Annotated in this window: 21 protein-coding genes; 13 read left to right on the forward strand and 8 right to left on the reverse strand. The window is 66.5% G+C overall.

The window, feature by feature from the left end; genetic code table 11:
- The first annotated feature begins 97 nt into the window (after positions 1-97).
- Positions 98-1,156 (forward strand): GTP cyclohydrolase II, encoded by a 1,059-nt coding sequence (gene ribA / locus Q4G24_RS00735; RefSeq protein ID WP_303364626.1) that lies wholly within the window; start codon positions 98-100, stop codon positions 1,154-1,156.
- A gap of 41 nt (positions 1,157-1,197) precedes the next feature.
- Positions 1,198-1,674 carry a L,D-transpeptidase gene (locus Q4G24_RS00740; RefSeq protein WP_303364627.1) on the forward strand — a complete coding sequence of 159 codons (477 nt, stop codon included), beginning with the start codon at positions 1,198-1,200 and terminating at the stop codon, positions 1,672-1,674.
- On the opposite strand, the gene Q4G24_RS00745 is transcribed toward Q4G24_RS00740, so the two are convergent.
- On the reverse strand, positions 1,665-2,318 hold the full coding sequence (locus Q4G24_RS00745; RefSeq protein ID WP_303364577.1) for a YggS family pyridoxal phosphate-dependent enzyme: 654 nt from the start codon (positions 2,316-2,318) through the stop codon (positions 1,665-1,667). The two genes, Q4G24_RS00740 and Q4G24_RS00745, sit on opposite strands and share 10 nt — an antisense overlap.
- Positions 2,319-2,388: 70 nt before the next feature.
- Positions 2,389-3,324: a porin gene (locus Q4G24_RS00750; protein ID WP_303364578.1), complete on the reverse strand. Its 936-nt coding sequence runs from the start codon at positions 3,322-3,324 to the stop codon at positions 2,389-2,391.
- 333 nt (positions 3,325-3,657) lie between these two features.
- On the opposite strand from Q4G24_RS00750, the gene Q4G24_RS00755 reads away from it, so the two are divergent.
- The 5 genes from Q4G24_RS00755 (at position 3,658) to Q4G24_RS00775 (ending at position 9,498) form a co-directional block, all read left to right on the forward strand.
- Positions 3,658-4,131, forward strand: a complete 474-nt coding sequence (locus tag Q4G24_RS00755; RefSeq protein WP_303364579.1) for a DUF3576 domain-containing protein — start codon at positions 3,658-3,660, stop codon at positions 4,129-4,131.
- 81 nt (positions 4,132-4,212) lie between these two features.
- Positions 4,213-6,744 carry a leucine--tRNA ligase gene (gene leuS, locus Q4G24_RS00760; RefSeq protein WP_303364580.1) on the forward strand — a complete coding sequence of 844 codons (2,532 nt, stop codon included), beginning with the start codon at positions 4,213-4,215 and terminating at the stop codon, positions 6,742-6,744.
- Positions 6,744-7,268: an LPS assembly lipoprotein LptE gene (gene lptE, locus Q4G24_RS00765; protein ID WP_303364581.1), complete on the forward strand. Its 525-nt coding sequence runs from the start codon at positions 6,744-6,746 to the stop codon at positions 7,266-7,268. Before leuS ends, lptE begins: the two co-directional genes overlap by 1 nt.
- Positions 7,265-8,293 carry a DNA polymerase III subunit delta gene (gene holA / locus Q4G24_RS00770; RefSeq protein ID WP_303364582.1) on the forward strand — a complete coding sequence of 343 codons (1,029 nt, stop codon included), beginning with the start codon at positions 7,265-7,267 and terminating at the stop codon, positions 8,291-8,293. Before lptE ends, holA begins: the two co-directional genes overlap by 4 nt.
- Positions 8,290-9,498: a TIGR03862 family flavoprotein gene (locus tag Q4G24_RS00775; protein WP_303364583.1), complete on the forward strand. Its 1,209-nt coding sequence runs from the start codon at positions 8,290-8,292 to the stop codon at positions 9,496-9,498. Before holA ends, Q4G24_RS00775 begins: the two co-directional genes overlap by 4 nt.
- On the opposite strand, the gene Q4G24_RS00780 is transcribed toward Q4G24_RS00775, so the two are convergent.
- Together Q4G24_RS00780 and Q4G24_RS00785 are read right to left on the reverse strand one after the other, a co-directional pair.
- The gene (locus Q4G24_RS00780) at positions 9,495-10,082 is read right to left on the reverse strand and encodes a glutathione S-transferase family protein (protein ID WP_303364584.1); all 588 of its coding nucleotides are present in this window, start codon (positions 10,080-10,082) and stop codon (positions 9,495-9,497) included. The two genes, Q4G24_RS00775 and Q4G24_RS00780, sit on opposite strands and share 4 nt — an antisense overlap.
- Before the next feature lie 4 nt (positions 10,083-10,086).
- Positions 10,087-10,503 carry a PaaI family thioesterase gene (locus tag Q4G24_RS00785; RefSeq protein ID WP_303364585.1) on the reverse strand — a complete coding sequence of 139 codons (417 nt, stop codon included), beginning with the start codon at positions 10,501-10,503 and terminating at the stop codon, positions 10,087-10,089.
- A gap of 114 nt (positions 10,504-10,617) precedes the next feature.
- On the opposite strand from Q4G24_RS00785, the gene Q4G24_RS00790 reads away from it, so the two are divergent.
- The 6 genes from Q4G24_RS00790 (at position 10,618) to Q4G24_RS00815 (ending at position 14,275) form a co-directional block, all read left to right on the forward strand.
- Positions 10,618-11,427 carry a histidine kinase gene (locus Q4G24_RS00790; RefSeq protein ID WP_303364586.1) on the forward strand — a complete coding sequence of 270 codons (810 nt, stop codon included), beginning with the start codon at positions 10,618-10,620 and terminating at the stop codon, positions 11,425-11,427.
- Positions 11,424-11,636 carry a response regulator gene (locus tag Q4G24_RS00795; RefSeq protein WP_303364587.1) on the forward strand — a complete coding sequence of 71 codons (213 nt, stop codon included), beginning with the start codon at positions 11,424-11,426 and terminating at the stop codon, positions 11,634-11,636. Before Q4G24_RS00790 ends, Q4G24_RS00795 begins: the two co-directional genes overlap by 4 nt.
- Positions 11,633-12,145 carry a DUF2478 domain-containing protein gene (locus Q4G24_RS00800; protein ID WP_303364588.1) on the forward strand — a complete coding sequence of 171 codons (513 nt, stop codon included), beginning with the start codon at positions 11,633-11,635 and terminating at the stop codon, positions 12,143-12,145. The genes Q4G24_RS00795 and Q4G24_RS00800 overlap by 4 nt, the downstream gene beginning before the upstream one ends.
- Positions 12,142-12,435: a sulfurtransferase TusA family protein gene (locus Q4G24_RS00805; protein ID WP_303364589.1), complete on the forward strand. Its 294-nt coding sequence runs from the start codon at positions 12,142-12,144 to the stop codon at positions 12,433-12,435. Before Q4G24_RS00800 ends, Q4G24_RS00805 begins: the two co-directional genes overlap by 4 nt.
- 103 nt (positions 12,436-12,538) lie before the next feature.
- The gene (locus Q4G24_RS00810; RefSeq protein ID WP_303364590.1) at positions 12,539-13,468 is read left to right on the forward strand and encodes an AEC family transporter; all 930 of its coding nucleotides are present in this window, start codon (positions 12,539-12,541) and stop codon (positions 13,466-13,468) included.
- A 6-nt stretch (positions 13,469-13,474) separates the two neighbouring features.
- Positions 13,475-14,275, forward strand: a complete 801-nt coding sequence (locus Q4G24_RS00815) for a crotonase/enoyl-CoA hydratase family protein (RefSeq protein ID WP_303364591.1) — start codon at positions 13,475-13,477, stop codon at positions 14,273-14,275.
- Positions 14,276-14,290: 15 nt separating this feature from the next.
- Here Q4G24_RS00815 and Q4G24_RS00820 read toward each other — a convergent pair whose 3' ends face one another.
- From Q4G24_RS00820 to Q4G24_RS00835, 4 genes are all read right to left on the reverse strand, one after another.
- Positions 14,291-14,626 (reverse strand): DUF2794 domain-containing protein, encoded by a 336-nt coding sequence (locus tag Q4G24_RS00820; protein WP_303364592.1) that lies wholly within the window; start codon positions 14,624-14,626, stop codon positions 14,291-14,293.
- A 66-nt stretch (positions 14,627-14,692) separates the two neighbouring features.
- Positions 14,693-14,977 (reverse strand): I78 family peptidase inhibitor, encoded by a 285-nt coding sequence (locus Q4G24_RS00825; protein WP_303364593.1) that lies wholly within the window; start codon positions 14,975-14,977, stop codon positions 14,693-14,695.
- Complete coding sequence (locus Q4G24_RS00830; protein WP_303364594.1) at positions 14,977-15,357, reverse strand: hypothetical protein; 381 nt, start codon at positions 15,355-15,357, stop codon at positions 14,977-14,979. The genes Q4G24_RS00825 and Q4G24_RS00830 overlap by 1 nt, the downstream gene beginning before the upstream one ends.
- A gap of 113 nt (positions 15,358-15,470) precedes the next feature.
- Entirely contained in the window at positions 15,471-16,151 is a 681-nt protein-coding gene (locus Q4G24_RS00835; RefSeq protein WP_368660913.1) for a TetR/AcrR family transcriptional regulator, read from the reverse strand.
- Positions 16,152-16,197: the final 46 nt, after the last annotated feature.

Raw genomic sequence — 16,197 nt, forward strand, 5'->3', positions numbered from 1 at the left:
GGGCGCGCGAGGCCTGCGTCCAGCAAGGTTGCAGAAATCTCACAGGCTCTTGTCCGCAGGCGCCCTTATGTTTCAGATTGTTACAGAAATGACCCCGATGCCGCTGATCCCGACCCTGCCCGAACGAATCGCCCGCGCCCGCGCCGATCTGCGCATGGGCCTGCCGGTGCAGATCGGCGGCTGGCTGACGGCGGCGCTGGAAACGCTGACCCCCGACCGGCTGGCGGCGCTGCGCGGCTTTGGCCCGCCGCTGGCCGTGCTGACCGAGCGCCGGGCCGCGACGCTGAAGGCGCGGATCTATGATGCCGGGCTGGCGCGGGTGCAGGTGCCCGATGATGCCGACCTGCGCTGGCTGCGCGCGCTGGCCGACCCCGCCGATGACCTGATGGTGCCGCTAAAGGGACCGCTGTTCACGCTGCGCGGCGGCAATACCGCGCCCCATGCCGCCGCGCTGGCGCTGGTGAAATCGGCGCAACTGCTGCCCGCCGCGCTGATGGTCGTGGCCCCGCCGCTGCCCGATCTGACGGTGCTGGACCCCGCCCCCCTGCGGGCCGAGCTGACCCGCGCCGCCGCCATGGCCCCGGTGGCGAACGCGCGCCTGCCGCTGAGCACGTCGGAAAACGCCCGGCTGCACATCTTTCGCCCCGACACCGGGGACGAGCCGCATTACGCCATCGAAATCGGCGACCCGCCCCGCGATGCCCCGGTGCTGACGCGGCTGCACTCGGCCTGCTTTACCGGCGATGTGCTGGGCAGCCTGAAATGCGATTGCGGCCCGCAATTGCACGCGGCACTGGCCGCCATGGGCACGGCAGGGGCGGGGGTGCTGCTCTATCTGAATCAAGAAGGCCGCGGCATCGGGCTGGCCAACAAGATGCGCGCCTATAGCCTGCAAAATCAGGGCTTTGACACAGTGCAGGCCAACCACCGCCTTGGCTTCGAAGATGACGAACGCGACTTCCGCACCGGCGCGGCGATCCTGCGGCGGCTGGGGTTCGACGCCGTGCGGCTGATGACCAACAACCCGCGCAAGGTGGCGATGCTGGAATCCCAGGGCATCCGCGTCGCCGAACGGGTGCCGCTGCTAACCCCGCGCAACCGCCATAACAGCGGCTATCTGGATACCAAGGCCGAAAAATCAGGGCACCTGCTGTGACGCTGCACCTGACCCCGCGCGGGCTGTCCGCCTTTGGCCGGATGATCCCCTGTTCCATCGGGCGCGGCGGCATCCGCCCCGACAAGCGCGAAGGCGATGGCGCCACCCCCAGCGGCACGCACCGGATCGCGCAACTCTATTACCGGCCCGACCGCCTGCCCCCGCCCGCGCCCTGGGCCATCGCCATCGGCCCGCGCGACCTGTGGTGCGACGACCCGGCGCACCCGGCCTATAACCACGCCACCCGCGCCCCGCTGGCCGCCAGCCATGAAAAGCTGCGCCGCGCCGATCCGCTGTATGACGTGATCCTGACCACCGACTGGAACTGGCCCGACGCCACCCCCGGCAAGGGCAGCGCCATCTTTCTGCACCAATGGCGACGCCCCGGCTTCCCAACCGAGGGCTGCATCGCCATGGCGCGGCCCAACCTGATCTGGCTGGCCAAACACGCCGCGCCGGGAACGCGGCTGATGGTTTCCTGTTTGCCTAAATACGCAAATCCGGCCGCTCAACCATAATCGCGCGCGCCGAATATCGCGCTGCCGACCCGCACATGAGTCGCCCCTTCGGCGATGGCGGCCTGAAAATCGGCACTCATGCCCATCGACAGCAACGGCAGGCCCGCATCCGCCGCCAGCGAGCGCAGCAGGCGGAAATGCGGCACCGGGTCCGCGCCTTCGGGCGGGATGCACATCAAGCCGCGCGGCGACAGGCCCAGTTCGGCGCAGGCCGACAGGAAACCGGGCAGTTCATCGACCAGAACCCCCGCCTTTTGCGGCTCGTCCCCGGTGTTGACCTGCACGAACAGATCCGGCAGCACCGCCCCGTCCGCCGCCAGCCCGGCCAGCTTGCGCGCCAGCGACATGCGGTCCAGCGTGTGGATGGCGTCGAACAGCCCCACCGCCACCCGCGCCTTGTTCGATTGCAGCGGCCCGATCATATGCAGCGATACGCCCGGATAGCTGACACGCCAGCCGGGCCATTTGCCCTGCGCCTCTTGCACATAGTTTTCGCCGAACACACGCTGGCCCGCGTCCAGCACGGCCAGCACCCGGTCATCGGGCTGCACCTTGCTGACAGCGATCAGCGTCACCGTTTCCGGGTCGCGGCCCGCCTGTTCACATGCGGCCCGGATGCGGGCCTGAATATCCAAAACACCCATGCCCTTACCAAACAAAAAGAAAAGAGCGGGCACAAGGCCCGCTCTTTCCGAAAATCATCCGATCATCAGATCAGAAGTTGAAACGCACGCCCAGATCGCCGCGGGTTTCTTTTTCATAGCCACGCTCGACCGCGCCGGCCAGATAGGCACCGCCCAGATCGTATTTGAAGCCGATACCGAAGGCATTGTCGGTTTCTTTGGCAGCCCATTCACCATCGTTGTTGGCGATGTAAGCCGACAGGGTGGTCTGCGGAGCAACAACATAGTCACCATACAGAACAATGGTCTTGCCAGCATCGACAGTGCCGATTTCGCCGTTGTCGATGTAGTTCAGACCGATACCGTTATCGGTGCCCGGCATGGTGTAATAGGCACCAACGAAGTATTTGTCGTTGTCAGCAACACCAGCGCCGTCCTGAACGGCAGCGGCCGACAGTTGCACGTCGTTCCATTTGTAGTCAACCGAGACGGCCAGTTCTTCGGTGCTGCCCGAAGTGGTCTGGTTCGGGTCAATATAGGACAGGCGGGCGGTCAGATCGCCAACGCTATAGATCGCGGCCAGACCCTGACGCTGGTTTTCATCACCGTAGGATTTGGACGAATACGCGTAGAAGGTGTCTTCCGGGTTACCGAACGAACGGCTCAGCAGACCGACTTCCGATTCGTAGATCAGGCCAGCTTCGTCGAAGGCGGTGTAGACGTTACCGATCTGAACGGTCGCACCCTGATAGGTGGCGTAGATCTGCGCCGGGTTCACGCCGGTGCTGGAATCGCCCTGATCCCACTGGATGCGGAAGCGCGCACCGAAATCAACGCCGATGTCCGACGAGGTGGTGGCGTGGATGTTCAAACGAACACGCGACTGCATGTGGGTTTTCGAAACGGTGTCACCGGGATCGCTGTGATAGCTCAGCGCGGTGCGGCCATAGCCCGACAGGGTGATGTCAGCGGCAGCAACGCCAGCCGACAGAACCAGCGCGGTGGAGGCGAAAAGAGCCTTTTTCATGGTGATGTTCCCTCTTGTCTCTCTGTTGCCCAAGCTCGGCCTTGACCGGTCCGGGGATGAGAACGGTTTGAGCCTTTCCGAGCGTTGATGCAACGGAATCACCCCGGTCGATAATTCTTTAGTCAAATCTGTGATGCACAAGCGCCACACCCTGTTGCAACAGCCCCGAAAACGCCATCGCAACCTTAAATTGCAGGGCCGCGGGCCGGATGACGCGGCAGCCGCAGCCGAATGCGCCGGAATGCCCAAGGCGCTTGTCGCGGCAGGTGGTTCCGCGCTATGGCTGGGCATCCGCGACCAGCGGGCCGTCTGACTGCTTTACGGGAATATGCCATGTCCGCCCAAGCCCTGCGACTGACCCTTGCCCTTGGCCTCTGCGCCGGTCTTGCTGCCTGTGGCGGCTTGCGGCTGGGCGGCGGCGGGTCCGACACCGGGGCCGCGCCGCGCCCCGAACAGCGCGAAACCACCATATGGGAGGCGTTTCGCGGCCGCGATAACCCCAACAATACGGTGGGCGTGAACAAATATCTGTGGAACGCCAGCCTTGAGGTGCTGAATTTTCTGCCGGTGCAATCGGTTGATCCGTTCACCGGCGTGATCGTCACCGGCTATGGCACGCCGCCGGGCGGCGGGCGCAGCTATCGCGCGACGATCAAGATCAGCGATCCGGCGCTGGACGCGCGCAGCCTGAAACTGTCGCTGCAAGGGGCGGGCGGGTCTGCCGTGGCCCCCGATACCGTGCGCGCGGTCGAAGATGCGATCCTGACCCGCGCCCGGCAGCTGCGCATTCAGGACGGGCGGCTGTAATCCACTAGGCGTAAGGCGTCACTGGACCCGAGCGGCGTCTGGGGCTAAACCCGGCGGGCGAAATATGCCCGAGGAAGCCCCATGCCCTATACCCCGTCGAACAGCGAAGCGCACTGGCAACAGGCATGGGCCGAGGCGGGCAGCTTTACCGCGACCCGCGACGACCGGCCGAAATATTATGTGCTGGAAATGTTCCCCTATCCCTCGGGGCGCATCCACATGGGCCATGTGCGCAACTATACCATGGGCGACGTGGTGGCGCGATATAAGCGCGCGCAGGGCTTTTCCGTGCTGCATCCGATGGGCTGGGACGCCTTCGGGATGCCCGCCGAAAACGCCGCGATGGAACAGGGCGGCCACCCGCGCGACTGGACCTATGGCAATATCGCCACCATGCGCGATCAGTTGCGCCCGCTTGGCCTGTCCATCGACTGGTCGCGCGAATTCGCCACCTGCGACGATGCCTATGTGCATCAGCAGCAGGCGATGTTCCTTGATATGCTGGAAGCCGGGCTGATTACCCGCAAGTCGGCTCAGGTCAACTGGGACCCGGTCGATATGACCGTGCTGGCGAATGAACAGGTGATCGACGGCAAGGGCTGGCGATCCGGCGCGCAGGTCGAACGGCGCGAGCTGACACAGTGGTTCTTCCGCATCTCCGACTATTCCGACGAATTGCTGTCGGCGCTGGACGGGCTGACCGGCTGGCCGGAAAAGGTCCGCACCATGCAGGCCAACTGGATCGGCAAATCGCGCGGGCTGCAATTCCGGTTCGACACGGTGGACCTGCCCGATTTCCCGCAGATCGAGGTTTACACCACCCGCCCCGACACGTTGATGGGCGCGTCCTTCGTGGCGCTGTCGCCCGATCACCCGCTGGTCAAATCGCTGATGGACCGCCCCGACATCGCCGCCTTTGTCGAGGAATGCCGCAAGATCGGCACGACAGAAGAGGCGATCGAAACCGCGCCCAAGCTGGGTTTCGACACCGGGCTGCGCGTGCGCCATCCGCTGGACCCGGCATGGGAATTGCCGATCTGGATCGCCAATTTCGTGCTGATGGATTACGGCACCGGCGCGATCTTCGGGTCGCCCGCGCATGACGAACGCGACCACGAATTTGCAACGAAATACGCCCTGCCGATCCGCGCCACCTTTGGTCAGCCGGGCATGTCGCAGGAACAGGCCGATGAGCTGGTCACAGCCGCGCCCTATGTGCCGCTGAAATCCGAAACCGTGACCTATGTGCGCGGCTTTGCCGGGGCAACGGATCAAACCGGCGACGATGCCGTGACCGCCGCCATCACCGTGGCCGAACAGGGCGGCTGGGGCGAGAGCGTGACCAAATTCCGCCTGCGCGACTGGGGCATCTCGCGGCAACGCTATTGGGGCTGCCCGATCCCGGTCGTGCATTGCGAGACCTGCGGCACCGTGCCGGAATCCAAGGAAAACCTGCCGGTGCTGTTACCGCTGGACGTCAGCTTTGACACGCCCGGCAACCCGCTGGACCGCCACCCGACCTGGCGGCAGACCACCTGCCCCAAATGCGGCGGCGCGGCGCGTCGGGAAACCGATACGATGGACACATTCGTTGATTCGTCGTGGTATTATGCGCGGTTCACCTCGCCGGGGGCGGCCACGCCCACCGACCGCGCTGACGCCGATTACTGGATGAACGTCGATCAGTATATCGGCGGCATCGAACATGCGATTCTGCACCTGCTGTATTCGCGATTCTTCGCCCGCGCGATGGTGAAAACCGGGCATCTGCCCGATGCGGCGTGCGAACCGTTCAACGCGCTGTTCACGCAGGGCATGGTCACGCATGAGATCTATCAGACCACCGACGCGCAGTCCCGCCCGGTCTATCACCTGCCCGAGGATGTAAGCGACGGCAAACTGGCCGACGGCACGCCGGTGACGGTGATTCCCTCGGCCAAGATGTCGAAATCGAAAAAGAACGTGGTGGACCCGGTGAATATCGTGTCCAGCTTTGGCGCCGATACCGCGCGCTGGTTCATGCTGTCCGACAGCCCGCCCGAACGCGACGTGGAATGGACCGCATCCGGGGCCGAGGCGGCGCATAAATTCCTGGCCCGCGTCTGGCGTCTGGCCGAGGATGTGCAGGATGGCCCCGCCGACCCCGATCTGGCCCGCGCGGCGCATCGCGCCATTGCCGAGGTGACGAAATCCATTGAAACCTTTGCCTTTAACAAGGCGGTGGCGGCGCTTTACACGCTGGCGGGTGCCATCGGCAAATCGCCTGCGGGCGGCGAATCGCGCCGCGATGCGCTGCGGATCATGGCGCAGCTGATGGCACCGATGGTGCCGCATCTGGCCGAAGACCTGTGGCAGATGTCCGGCGGCACCGGCATGGTGGTGGATGCGGCATGGCCGCAGGCCGACCCTGCGCTGTTGCAGGACGACAGCGTGACCCTGCCGATCCAGATCAACGGCAAGCGCCGCACCGAGATCACCGTGCCCAAGGACATGCCCAAGGATCAGATCGAGGCCTTGGTGCTGGCCGATGACACCGTGCAACGCTTTCTGGACGGGGCCGCGATCAAAAAGCTGATCGTCGTGCCCGGCCGCATCGTCAACGTGGTGGCGTGATGGCGATGCGCAGCACCGGGCCGCTTGCTCAGCTCGCCCCCCGCCGGGGCACGCCGCGCCGCACCGTGCTGGCCGCGCTGGCGCTGCTGGCACTGACGGGCTGCGGCATGACCCCGGTCTATGGGCCGGGCAGCCCGGCCAAGGCGCTGTTCGGGCAGGTGCGCCCGAAAGACGCCTCGACCTTCGACGAATTCACCTTTAACCGCCGCATCAGCGAACGGCTGGGACCAGAGGGGGCGGATTACGCCCTGTCCTATACGCTGCGGTTCGGCGCGGTGCCGCAGGGCATCACCCCGGACGAGGTGACGACCCGCTATTCCCTGAACGGCACCGCCGATTTCACCCTGACCGATGCGGCGGGCCATGTGGTCACGCGCGGGCGGGTCAGCAATTTCACGTCCTTCTCCACCACCGGCACCACGGTTGCCTCGCTGATGGCGGATGTGGACGCGCGGGAGCGGCTGGCGCGGATGCTGGCCGATCAGGTGGTGACGCGGCTGATCGCCGCCGTCGCGGCACAGTGAACCTGAAGGGCGGCGAGATCGCGCGCTATCTGGCGCGGCCCGACCCGGCCCGGCCTGCGCTGCTGATCTATGGCAATGACGCCATGCGCGTGGCGCTGAAACGGGCCGAGGCGGTGAAATCGCTGACCGGTCCCAATGCCGACGAAGAAATGCGCCTGACCCGCATGGCGGGCGGCGATCTGCGCAAAGACCCGGCGGCGCTGATGGATGCGATCAAAGAGGTCGGCTTCTTTCCCGGCCCGCGCGTGGTGCTGGTCGAAGATACGCCCGATGCCGTGGCCGATACCGTCGCCGCCGCGCTGGCCGAATGGCGCGCGGGCGATGCGGTGATGGTGGTCACGGCGGGCAATCTGTCGAAATCCTCGGCGCTGCGCAAACTGTTCGAACCTCACGCGCAGGCCGTGGCCGCCGCCATCTATGACGAACCGCCCGGCGAGGACGAGATCACCCGCTGGCTGGCCGATGCCGGTCTGCATCAGGTGCCGCGCGATGCCATGCGCGACCTGCTGACGCTGGCCCGCGCGCTGGACCCCGGCGATCTGCGGCAGGTGATCGAAAAGATCGGGCTGTATAAATACGACGACCCCAGCCCTCTGACCCCCGAAGATGTCGCGCTGATGGCCCCCGCCACGATCGAGGCCGATCTGGACGCCGCCATCCATGCCGCAGCCGAGGGCAAGACCGCCGATCTGGGCCTGATGATGCGCCGGATCGAGGCGCAGGGTGTCAGCCCGGTGACGCTGTGCATCGCGGCGCAGCGGCATTTTCGCGCGCTGCATGCGGCGGCGACCGATCCGGGCGGGCCGGTGGCCGGGCTGATGCGGCAGCGCCCGCCGGTCTTTGGCCCGCGCCGCGACCGCATGGCCCGGCAGGCGCAAAGCTGGGGCGCGATGAAGCTGGAAGACGCGCTGCATCACCTGATCGAAACCGATCTGACGCTGCGCTCATCCTCGCGCGCGCCGCAGATGGCGCTGGTCGAACGGGCGCTGATCCGGCTGTCGCATCTGTCCGGCGGGCGGCGATGAGCCAGCAGGCGCTGGTCATCGGCGCAGGCCCGGCGGGGCTGATGGCGGCCGGGGTGCTGGCGGCGGGCGGGGCGCAGGTCATCCTGGCCGAGGCCATGCCAACCCCCGCGCGCAAGTTTCTGATGGCGGGCAAATCGGGGCTGAACCTGACGCGGCATCAGCCTTTGGCCGAATTTGCGGCGCAGGTTTCCATGGGCGCGACGGATGCGCAACTGCGCAGGCAGCAGGCGATTCTGGCGGATTTCGGCCCGGATCAGGTTCAGGATTGGGCGCGCGGGCTGGGTGTGGACCTGTTCACCGGCTCGACCGGGCGGGTCTTTCCGGTCGGGATGAAGGCGTCGCCCCTGCTGCGGGCATGGCTGGCACGGCTGCGCGGCGCGGGGGTGGACCTGCGCACCCGCTGGCGATGGCGCGGGTTTGCCGGCGACGGTTTCGCCTTTGACACGCCCGCCGGGCCGCAGGTGATCCGGCCCGGTGCCTGCGTGCTGGCGCTTGGCGGGGCAAGCTGGCCGCGGCTGGGGTCTGATGCGGCATGGGTGCCGTGGCTGGCGGCGCGCGGCGTGCCGGTGGTGCCGTTCCAGCCCGCGAATATGGGGTTTTTCGTCGATTGGTCGGCCCCGATGGCGCGGCACTTTGGCGCGGCGGTCAAGGGCGTGGCGATCCGCGCGGGCGGGCAGCTCAGCCGGGGCGAATGGGTCATCACCCGCGACGGGATCGAGGGCGGCGGCGTCTATACCGTGGCGGCGGCCCTGCGCGAGGGGGCGGCAGCCACGGTCGATCTGGCCCCCGATCTGGATGCGGCGGCCTTGGCGGGCCGGTTCGCGCGGCCACGGGGCAAGCTGTCGGTCGGCAACTGGCTGCGCCGGGTTCTGGGCGATCCGGTGCGGGCCGCGCTGTTGCTGGAATGGGGCCAGCCCCTGCCCGGTAATCCCTTGGCACTGGCCATTGCGGCCAAGGCATTGCCATTGCGTCATCGCCGACCGATGGGACTGGCGCGGGCGATTTCCAGCGCCGGAGGCATCGGCTGGGACGGGCTGGACGATGATCTGCAACTGCGCGCCATTCCCGGCTGTTTCGCCGCAGGCGAGATGCTGGACTGGGAGGCCCCGACCGGCGGCTATCTGCTGACCTTTTCCATGGCCAGCGGCCGGCTGGCCGCGCGCGGGGCACTGGCACGGCTGCGCACCCGGCAGATGTCGCCCTAACGCGCCGCCGCCCGCTTGAACGCAGGCCGGGCGCGCATCTGATCCAGATAATCCGACAGCCGGTGTTCGATGATCGGGAATTTCGCCGTCAGCGCCCAGATCAGGCAATGGGTCAGGATGATGTCGGGCACGGTCATCGCCTCGCCCATCAGGAAGGGGCCGTCGGCCATGCGGTGGGCCAGCACCTTTTGGCTGCGCTGAAATTCCCACCGCAGAGTGTTCTTGATCCCGGCCATACGCATTTCCTGAGGCAGCACAAAACTGTGCCGCGCGGCCAGCCACAGCGCCGCATCGAATTCATCCAGCAGAAACTGGGTCAGGCTGTCCTGTCTCGCACGATCCAGCGAGCCGGCGGGATGGGTCAACTGGCCGTGGCGATCCGCCAGATAGGTCAGGATCGCGGTGGAATCGGTGATCGGCGTGCCATCGTCGATCAGCACCGGCACCTTGCCCGCCGGGTTAAAGGGCGCCACCCCGTCGCTTTGCGGCAGGGCGGGGACGTGGGTGTAGGGCAGGCCCAACTCTTCCAGCGCCCACAGAACCCGCAGGGTGCGCGATTGCGATGTGCCGATGACCGTCAGCATTCCCTTAACCCTTCCAGTCCAGAACCATCTGCGTCTGGGTGACGATGGCCGCCACCTGCCCGTCGGGGCGCGTCACCGTGGTCTGCCAGACCTGAATCGAGCGGCCCCGGTGCAGCGGCTGGCAGGTGGCACGGGCGGTTTCGCCGATGCGGATCGGGCGCAGAAAGTTGGTCTTGCTTTCAATGGTGGTGGTGGACTGACCCTCGGGGATGTTCAGAAAGGTGGCAGTGCCGCCCGCGTTATCGGCCAGCCCCATGATCGCCCCGCCATGCAGCACGCCGTTGCGGTTGGCCATCTGCGGCGTCACCTGCATTTCCATCACCACCTGATCGGGCTGCGCCGAAACGACCCGGATGCCCAGCAGTTCGGCAAATTCCGGCTGTGCCCCGGCAATGCGCTCAAGGCGCGAATCCTGATCCATGATCCCCCCTTTTCTTTTCACCATAGGGCCGCAGCGCGCGGCAAAGCGCAAGCGGCTGCCGGATGGACGGCGCGCAAAATCTGCCGCAATCTGCGTGGTATGAGCGGGTGAAGATTGCAAACGCGGATCGTGCTGCTGATCGTGGCGGTGCAGATCGCCGCGCGGCTGGCCTATCTGACGCGCGGCGATCTGTCGGCGCGCATCGGGCCGGTGGCGGTGCCGGACCTGGCCACCCTGGCGGCACAGGCCGACCGGCTGGGCGATACGCTGCAACAGGCACAGGCCGACCGCGCCCGGCTGTCGCGGCAGGTGGTCACGCGCGGAGACGAGGAACGCAAGGCCATCGCCCGTGATCTGCACGATGAATTCGGCCCCTGCCTGTTCGCCCTGCGGGTCGAGGCGGACGCGCTGCGGCAGGGCTTTGACAATCCGGCCATCCGCACCCATGCCGAGACGCTGGCCGCCATCGCCGATCAGATCGGGCGGGTGAACCGCACGCTGCTGGACGGGTTGCGGCCGATGGCGGTGGGGCAATTGCCGCTGGCCACGGTGCTGGCCGATTACATCGCCGACCTGACGCGGCGGTTCCCCGACATGCGCTTTGATCTGGACCTGCCCCCCGGCCTGCCCGAACCGGACGAGGCCACCGCCCTGACCCTGTTCCGCATCCTGCAAGAGGGCACCCCCAACGCGCTGCGCCATTCCGGGGCCAGCCGGGTTTCCGTCACGCTGCGGCGCGATCCGGCGGATTGGCGGATCACCATTGCCGATGACGGGCGCAGCATCCCCGACACCGCCCGCCCCGGCACCGGCCTGTCGGGAATGCGCGAAAGGGTGCTGCTTCTGGGTGGCGCGCTGCATATCGGTCGCGCTAAGGTAGGCACCGAAATCCGGGCCAGTCTGCCCGTGCAGGGAACCGCATGAAAACCGCGCTTGTCGTCGATGACCACCCGATCACGCATCTGGGCGCCGCGCGCCTGCTGCGCGATCTGGGCTACGAGGCGATCTTGCAGGCGATGGACGGCGAACAGGCACTGGCGCAGGCCGCGCAGGGGCCGGATGTGATCGTGCTGGACATCGGCCTGCCGGGGGCCGACGGGCTGATGAAGATCGCGCTGGAAGGAAAGGTATGACCATGCGGCTGGGCTTCTTTTGCGATGCGCCGGGCGATCCCTATGACCGGCTGGCCGATCTGGCCGAAACGCTGACCCACGAGGGCGCGCGGCTGGCCGGGGCGGTGCAGCGCAATTCCGGCGGCAGCGCCGATTGCGCCTGCGATGTCGATCTGGTCGTGCTGGGGGATACGGGCGCGCCGGTGCGCATCTCGCAATCGCTGGGGGCCGGGTCCAGAGGCTGCCGTCTGGATGCCGGCGCGCTAGAGGCTGCGGTGGCGCGGGTTGCCGCCCGCATCGAGAGGGCCGATCTGGTGATCCTGTCGAAATTCGGCAAGCAAGAGGCCGCAGGCCGTGGCTTTGCCCCGCTGATCGGGCAGGCATTGCAGGCCGGGCGGCCGGTGGTGCTGTATGTGGCCCCCGATTACCGCGCCGCATTCGACGCATTTTCCGGGGGGCTGGCGCAGGAACTGCCCGCCGATGCCATCGCCGCATGGTGCCGCGACGGCATCCGGGCGCAGGCCGCATGACCCCCTCTGCCGAGGTCGATGCCCGCAACCTGCTGTGCCCGCTGCCGGTGCTGCGGCTGCGCAAGGTCTTGCTGGGGCTGGCACCGGGCGGCACGGTGCGGCTGATCGCGACCGATCCGGCAGCGCAGATCGACGTGCCGCATTTCTGCGAAACCGGCGGGCACCGGCTGCTGTCGCAGGCGGCGCTGCCTGACGGGGCGCGGGAATATCTGGTGATGCGCGGCCCTGACGGCGAGCAGAGCGAACAGCCGAGCCTGACTGCGCCCGCAGCGCCCCAAGGGGATATTTGAAAACGAAAGACGGGGCGGGTTGCGCCCGGCGGGGACAGATGGTTTTCTGGTCCGGTCACGGAGGGACACAGATGCAGCACAGACAACCGGCGACGACTGGCTGATGCTGGCGATCTTTCTGAAAACCCTGCCTTTCTTTGCGCTGATCGGCCTTGGCTGGCTGGCGGGCCGGACGCGGTTCTTCCCGCCCGAGGCCACGGCATGGCTGACCAAATTCGTGTTCTATTTCGCCCTGTCGGCGATGCTGTTCCGCTTTGCCTCGGGCTTGGATCTGGGGGCGCTGTGGGACGGGCGCTTTGTGATGGCCTATCTGACCGGATCGCTGCTGGTCTGGGCCATCGGCTTTGCCGCCGCACGCTGGCGCGGGCTGCCCCTGCCCGATGCCGCGATGGAGGCGCATTGCGCCATGACCGGCAACACCGGCTTTCTGGGGGTGCCGATGCTGGTGGTGCTGCTGGGACCGGCGGCGATCGGGCCGGTGCTGATGGTGCTGACCATCGACATGGTGGTGTTCTCGACCCTGATTACACTGCTGATCCATGCCGCCCGGCATGGCCGCGTGACCGCCGCCATGGTGCTGCCGATGCTGCGCGGGCTGGCGGGCAATCCGATGATCGTGTCGATGCTGGCGGGCCTTGGCTGGGCGGTGCTGGACCTGCCGATGCCCGGCCCGCTGGACGAATTTCTGGCCCTGCTGGGCGGCGCGGCCACACCCGGCGCGCTGTTCGCCATTGGCGCGGGGCTGGCCGGGCGTGCGGCGCAGCGGCTTGGCCCGGCGCTGTGGCTGGCCGGGGCCAAGCTGGTCCTGCATCCGCTGGCCGTGGCCATCGCCGCATTCGCCATCTTTCGCGTCGAACCCGTTTCTGCCGGGATCATGGTCGCCGCCGCCGCGCTGCCGGTGGCGGGGAACGTCTATATTCTGGCGCAACATTTCAACGTAGCGGTGCAGCGGGTGTCGGCGGCGATCCTGATCTCAACCGCGGCCAGCATCGCCACGGTTCCGCTTGTCATCCACTGGATCACGAAAGGCTGACCCCTCATGCGACAGATTTCCGAACTGCGGCTGGAAAACACTCTGCTGGAGGTGGATGATGACGGCATCGCCACCCTGACCCTGAACCGCCCGGCCAAGCGCAACGCGCTGGACGCCGCCACCATCGACGAGCTGATCGAGATCTTTTCCACCCTGCCCCGCGCGGGCGTGCGCGCCTGCATCCTGCGCGCCAATGGCGACCATTTCAGCGCCGGGCTGGATCTGGTGGAACACCACCGCGAAAACCGCTCGGCCAGCGACTTCATGCATGTCTGCCTGCGCTGGCACGAGGCGTTCAACAAGATGGAATACGGCGGCGTGCCGGTGATCGCCGTGCTGAAGGGCGCGGTCGTCGGCGGCGGGCTGGAACTGGCCTCGGCCGCGCATATCCGGGTGGCCGGGCCGGATACCTATTTCGGCCTGCCCGAAGGTCAGCGCGGCCTGTTCACCGGCGGCGGGGCCACGATCCGGGTCGCCGACCTGATCGGCAAGGCGCGGATGATCGACATGATGCTGTCGGGCCGCCTGTATCGCGGAACCGAGGCGGTGGACGTCGGCCTGTGCCAGTATCTGGTCGATGACCCCGAGACAAAGGCGCGCGACATCGCCGCCAATGCCGCCAAAAACCCGCCGCTGTCGAATTTCGCCATTTGCAGCGCGATCAGCCATATGCAGAACATGTCGGCGCTGGATGCCGCCTATGCCGAAGCGGTGGTGGCGGGCGTCGTCAACACACAGGATGCGGCGCGCGAACGGCTGGCCGCCTTTGCCCAGGGCACGGCGAACAAGATCAAGCCGGGGGCCTGACGGGGCGCGGCCCGGTCAGTCGATGGCGCGGATCAGCTTTTTGTCGAACACCCGCACCACCGCCCGCAGATCATGGCCGCGCTTCAGAATGCGGCCATCCATGCCGATAACGGCATAGGCCCCTTGGGCATTGCGCAGCCGGGGGCGCTTTTCGATGCGATAGATCGGGGTTTCGGCAGCACGGCGAAAGATGCTGAACACCGCCACGTCGCGCAGGAAAGACATGGCGTAATCACGCCATTCCCCGGCGGCCACCATGCGGCCATAAACCGACAGAATCACCCCCAGCTCGGCCCGGTCAAAGGCAACCCGGTCGGGATCATATGTCGGGGGCGGCGTGGCGTTCAGCATCGGGCCATGGTGGCACCGCCGCCCGCGCCGCGCAATGACGAATCACCGCGCGGGTGGTGGCGCAGATCAATAGCAGGACACCTTTTCGATCAGCCCGCCGCTGCCATATTCGATATTCAGCCGCTGGGGCCGATAATCGCTGGTGATGGCATCGCTGGGACCAATGGTGCGGGTGCCCAAGGGAAAGCGCATCGAATCCAGCACCGTGCGCGGCTGGCCGATCAGGCCGCGATAGCCGGTTGCGCCGCATTGGTCGGCATCGGGCGCAGGTTCAGCCGGCGCAGGCGGCAGCGGCTGACAGGCCGACAGCGCCAGCAGGGCAAATGCGGGGATCAGAACCAGCCCGCGCATCAGCCGCAATCCACGTTCTGGATGTTCCCCGACGAATCCAGCCGGAACACGATCCGGTTGGGGTCATAGTTCTGCGGCTCGATCCCGCGGAACTCGACCACGCGATAGGGCTTGGTGATACCCAGGCCCGGCACCAGACTGCCCGGCTGGCCGACATAGCTGGCATAGTTACTGGCCCCGCACAGGTCGGGCTGGCGTTCCTGCAAACCCGAACCGCCCGCCACCGGCACCGGTGCCAGCCCGCCGTCGATCGGCGGGTTATAGGGCACATTCGCCTCGACCGGCGGGGTCATGGGCGCATAGGCGGGCGGCTGCATGACGCAGGCTGAAATCAGGCCCGCCGCGACGGCAAGGCCCAGAAAGGGAACGGGTTTCATCATCGGTCTTCCGTGGTCTGTGCCTGCTGCCCGGCCCAATACCGGACTGTCTGCCTGTTATAAAACTGCCGCCGCCGGTTGCCCAGCAGCGGCGGCCTTCACAAAGCGGTCAACCGTTATTCTGCGGCAGTGCTGTGGCGCACAGGACGCGCTTCCTGCGACCGCACCTGATCGCGCACTGCCTTGGACCCGTAGGTCAGCAGGAACATGCGCACGGTTCCGGCGCAGCACTGCTTGATTTCCTCGTCCGTCACCGAGGCCGGGCCAAGGAACATGGCCTTGTCGAACACCCGCACGGCACAAAGCTGCAACAACTGATCGGCGGCCAGCGCCAGATCGTCGATTTCCAGCTCGCCCCGGCTGATGCAATATTCAAAATATTCCGACAGCTTGAACTGCACATCGCGCGGGCCAGAGTTGTAATATTCCGCCGCCAGCGCCGGGAACCGTTCCGCCTCGGATGCGGACAGCCGCCAGACACGGATGCCGAATTCCGACACCAGATGCCCGGTCAGCATCTGCACCACAAAGGGCAGAACCTGATGCACCGGCAGGTCGATGTTAATCAACGCCTTGGAATCATGGGTTTCGCGGGACAGTTCGGCCCGGAAAACCTCGATGAACATCAGGCGCTTGTCGGGGAAATAGCTGTAAAGTGTCGCTTTGGAGACGCCAGCCTCACGCGCAATGTCATCGACACTGGCCCCCTCGAACCCATCACGCAGAAAGATCTTCCGCGCGCCATCCAGAACCTGCGCGAACTTTCGTCCGCGGGTGATTGGCGGTGTTTTCTGCATTATGTCCGCTCCATCATCTCGTCTTACCCACTATCGCACACCGGGG

The organism is Paracoccus sp. (in: a-proteobacteria), assembly GCF_030538695.1.
Taxonomy (GTDB): Bacteria; Pseudomonadota; Alphaproteobacteria; order Rhodobacterales; family Rhodobacteraceae; genus Paracoccus.

Coding starts and splice junctions, on each gene's coding strand:
- Q4G24_RS00785 (WP_303364585.1), bottom strand. CDS start 10,503: ATGGATCAGGATTCGCGCCTTGAGCGCATTGCCGGGGCACAGCCGGAA.
- Q4G24_RS00750 (WP_303364578.1), bottom strand. CDS start 3,324: ATGAAAAAGGCTCTTTTCGCCTCCACCGCGCTGGTTCTGTCGGCTGGC.
- Q4G24_RS00820 (WP_303364592.1), bottom strand. CDS start 14,626: ATGCTGAACGCCACGCCGCCCCCGACATATGATCCCGACCGGGTTGCC.
- Q4G24_RS00755 (WP_303364579.1), top strand. CDS start 3,658: ATGTCCGCCCAAGCCCTGCGACTGACCCTTGCCCTTGGCCTCTGCGCC.
- Q4G24_RS00800 (WP_303364588.1), top strand. CDS start 11,633: ATGACCATGCGGCTGGGCTTCTTTTGCGATGCGCCGGGCGATCCCTAT.
- leuS (WP_303364580.1), top strand. CDS start 4,213: ATGCCCTATACCCCGTCGAACAGCGAAGCGCACTGGCAACAGGCATGG.
- Q4G24_RS00745 (WP_303364577.1), bottom strand. CDS start 2,318: ATGGGTGTTTTGGATATTCAGGCCCGCATCCGGGCCGCATGTGAACAG.
- Q4G24_RS00795 (WP_303364587.1), top strand. CDS start 11,424: ATGAAAACCGCGCTTGTCGTCGATGACCACCCGATCACGCATCTGGGC.
- Q4G24_RS00825 (WP_303364593.1), bottom strand. CDS start 14,977: ATGCGCGGGCTGGTTCTGATCCCCGCATTTGCCCTGCTGGCGCTGTCG.
- Q4G24_RS00815 (WP_303364591.1), top strand. CDS start 13,475: ATGCGACAGATTTCCGAACTGCGGCTGGAAAACACTCTGCTGGAGGTG.
- Q4G24_RS00780 (WP_303364584.1), bottom strand. CDS start 10,082: ATGCTGACGGTCATCGGCACATCGCAATCGCGCACCCTGCGGGTTCTG.
- Q4G24_RS00805 (WP_303364589.1), top strand. CDS start 12,142: ATGACCCCCTCTGCCGAGGTCGATGCCCGCAACCTGCTGTGCCCGCTG.
- Q4G24_RS00740 (WP_303364627.1), top strand. CDS start 1,198: ATGATCCCCTGTTCCATCGGGCGCGGCGGCATCCGCCCCGACAAGCGC.
- ribA (WP_303364626.1), top strand. CDS start 98: ATGCCGCTGATCCCGACCCTGCCCGAACGAATCGCCCGCGCCCGCGCC.
- Q4G24_RS00810 (WP_303364590.1), top strand. CDS start 12,539: ATGCTGGCGATCTTTCTGAAAACCCTGCCTTTCTTTGCGCTGATCGGC.
- Q4G24_RS00835 (WP_368660913.1), bottom strand. CDS start 16,151: ATGCAGAAAACACCGCCAATCACCCGCGGACGAAAGTTCGCGCAGGTT.
- Q4G24_RS00775 (WP_303364583.1), top strand. CDS start 8,290: ATGAGCCAGCAGGCGCTGGTCATCGGCGCAGGCCCGGCGGGGCTGATG.
- Q4G24_RS00830 (WP_303364594.1), bottom strand. CDS start 15,357: ATGATGAAACCCGTTCCCTTTCTGGGCCTTGCCGTCGCGGCGGGCCTG.
- lptE (WP_303364581.1), top strand. CDS start 6,744: ATGGCGATGCGCAGCACCGGGCCGCTTGCTCAGCTCGCCCCCCGCCGG.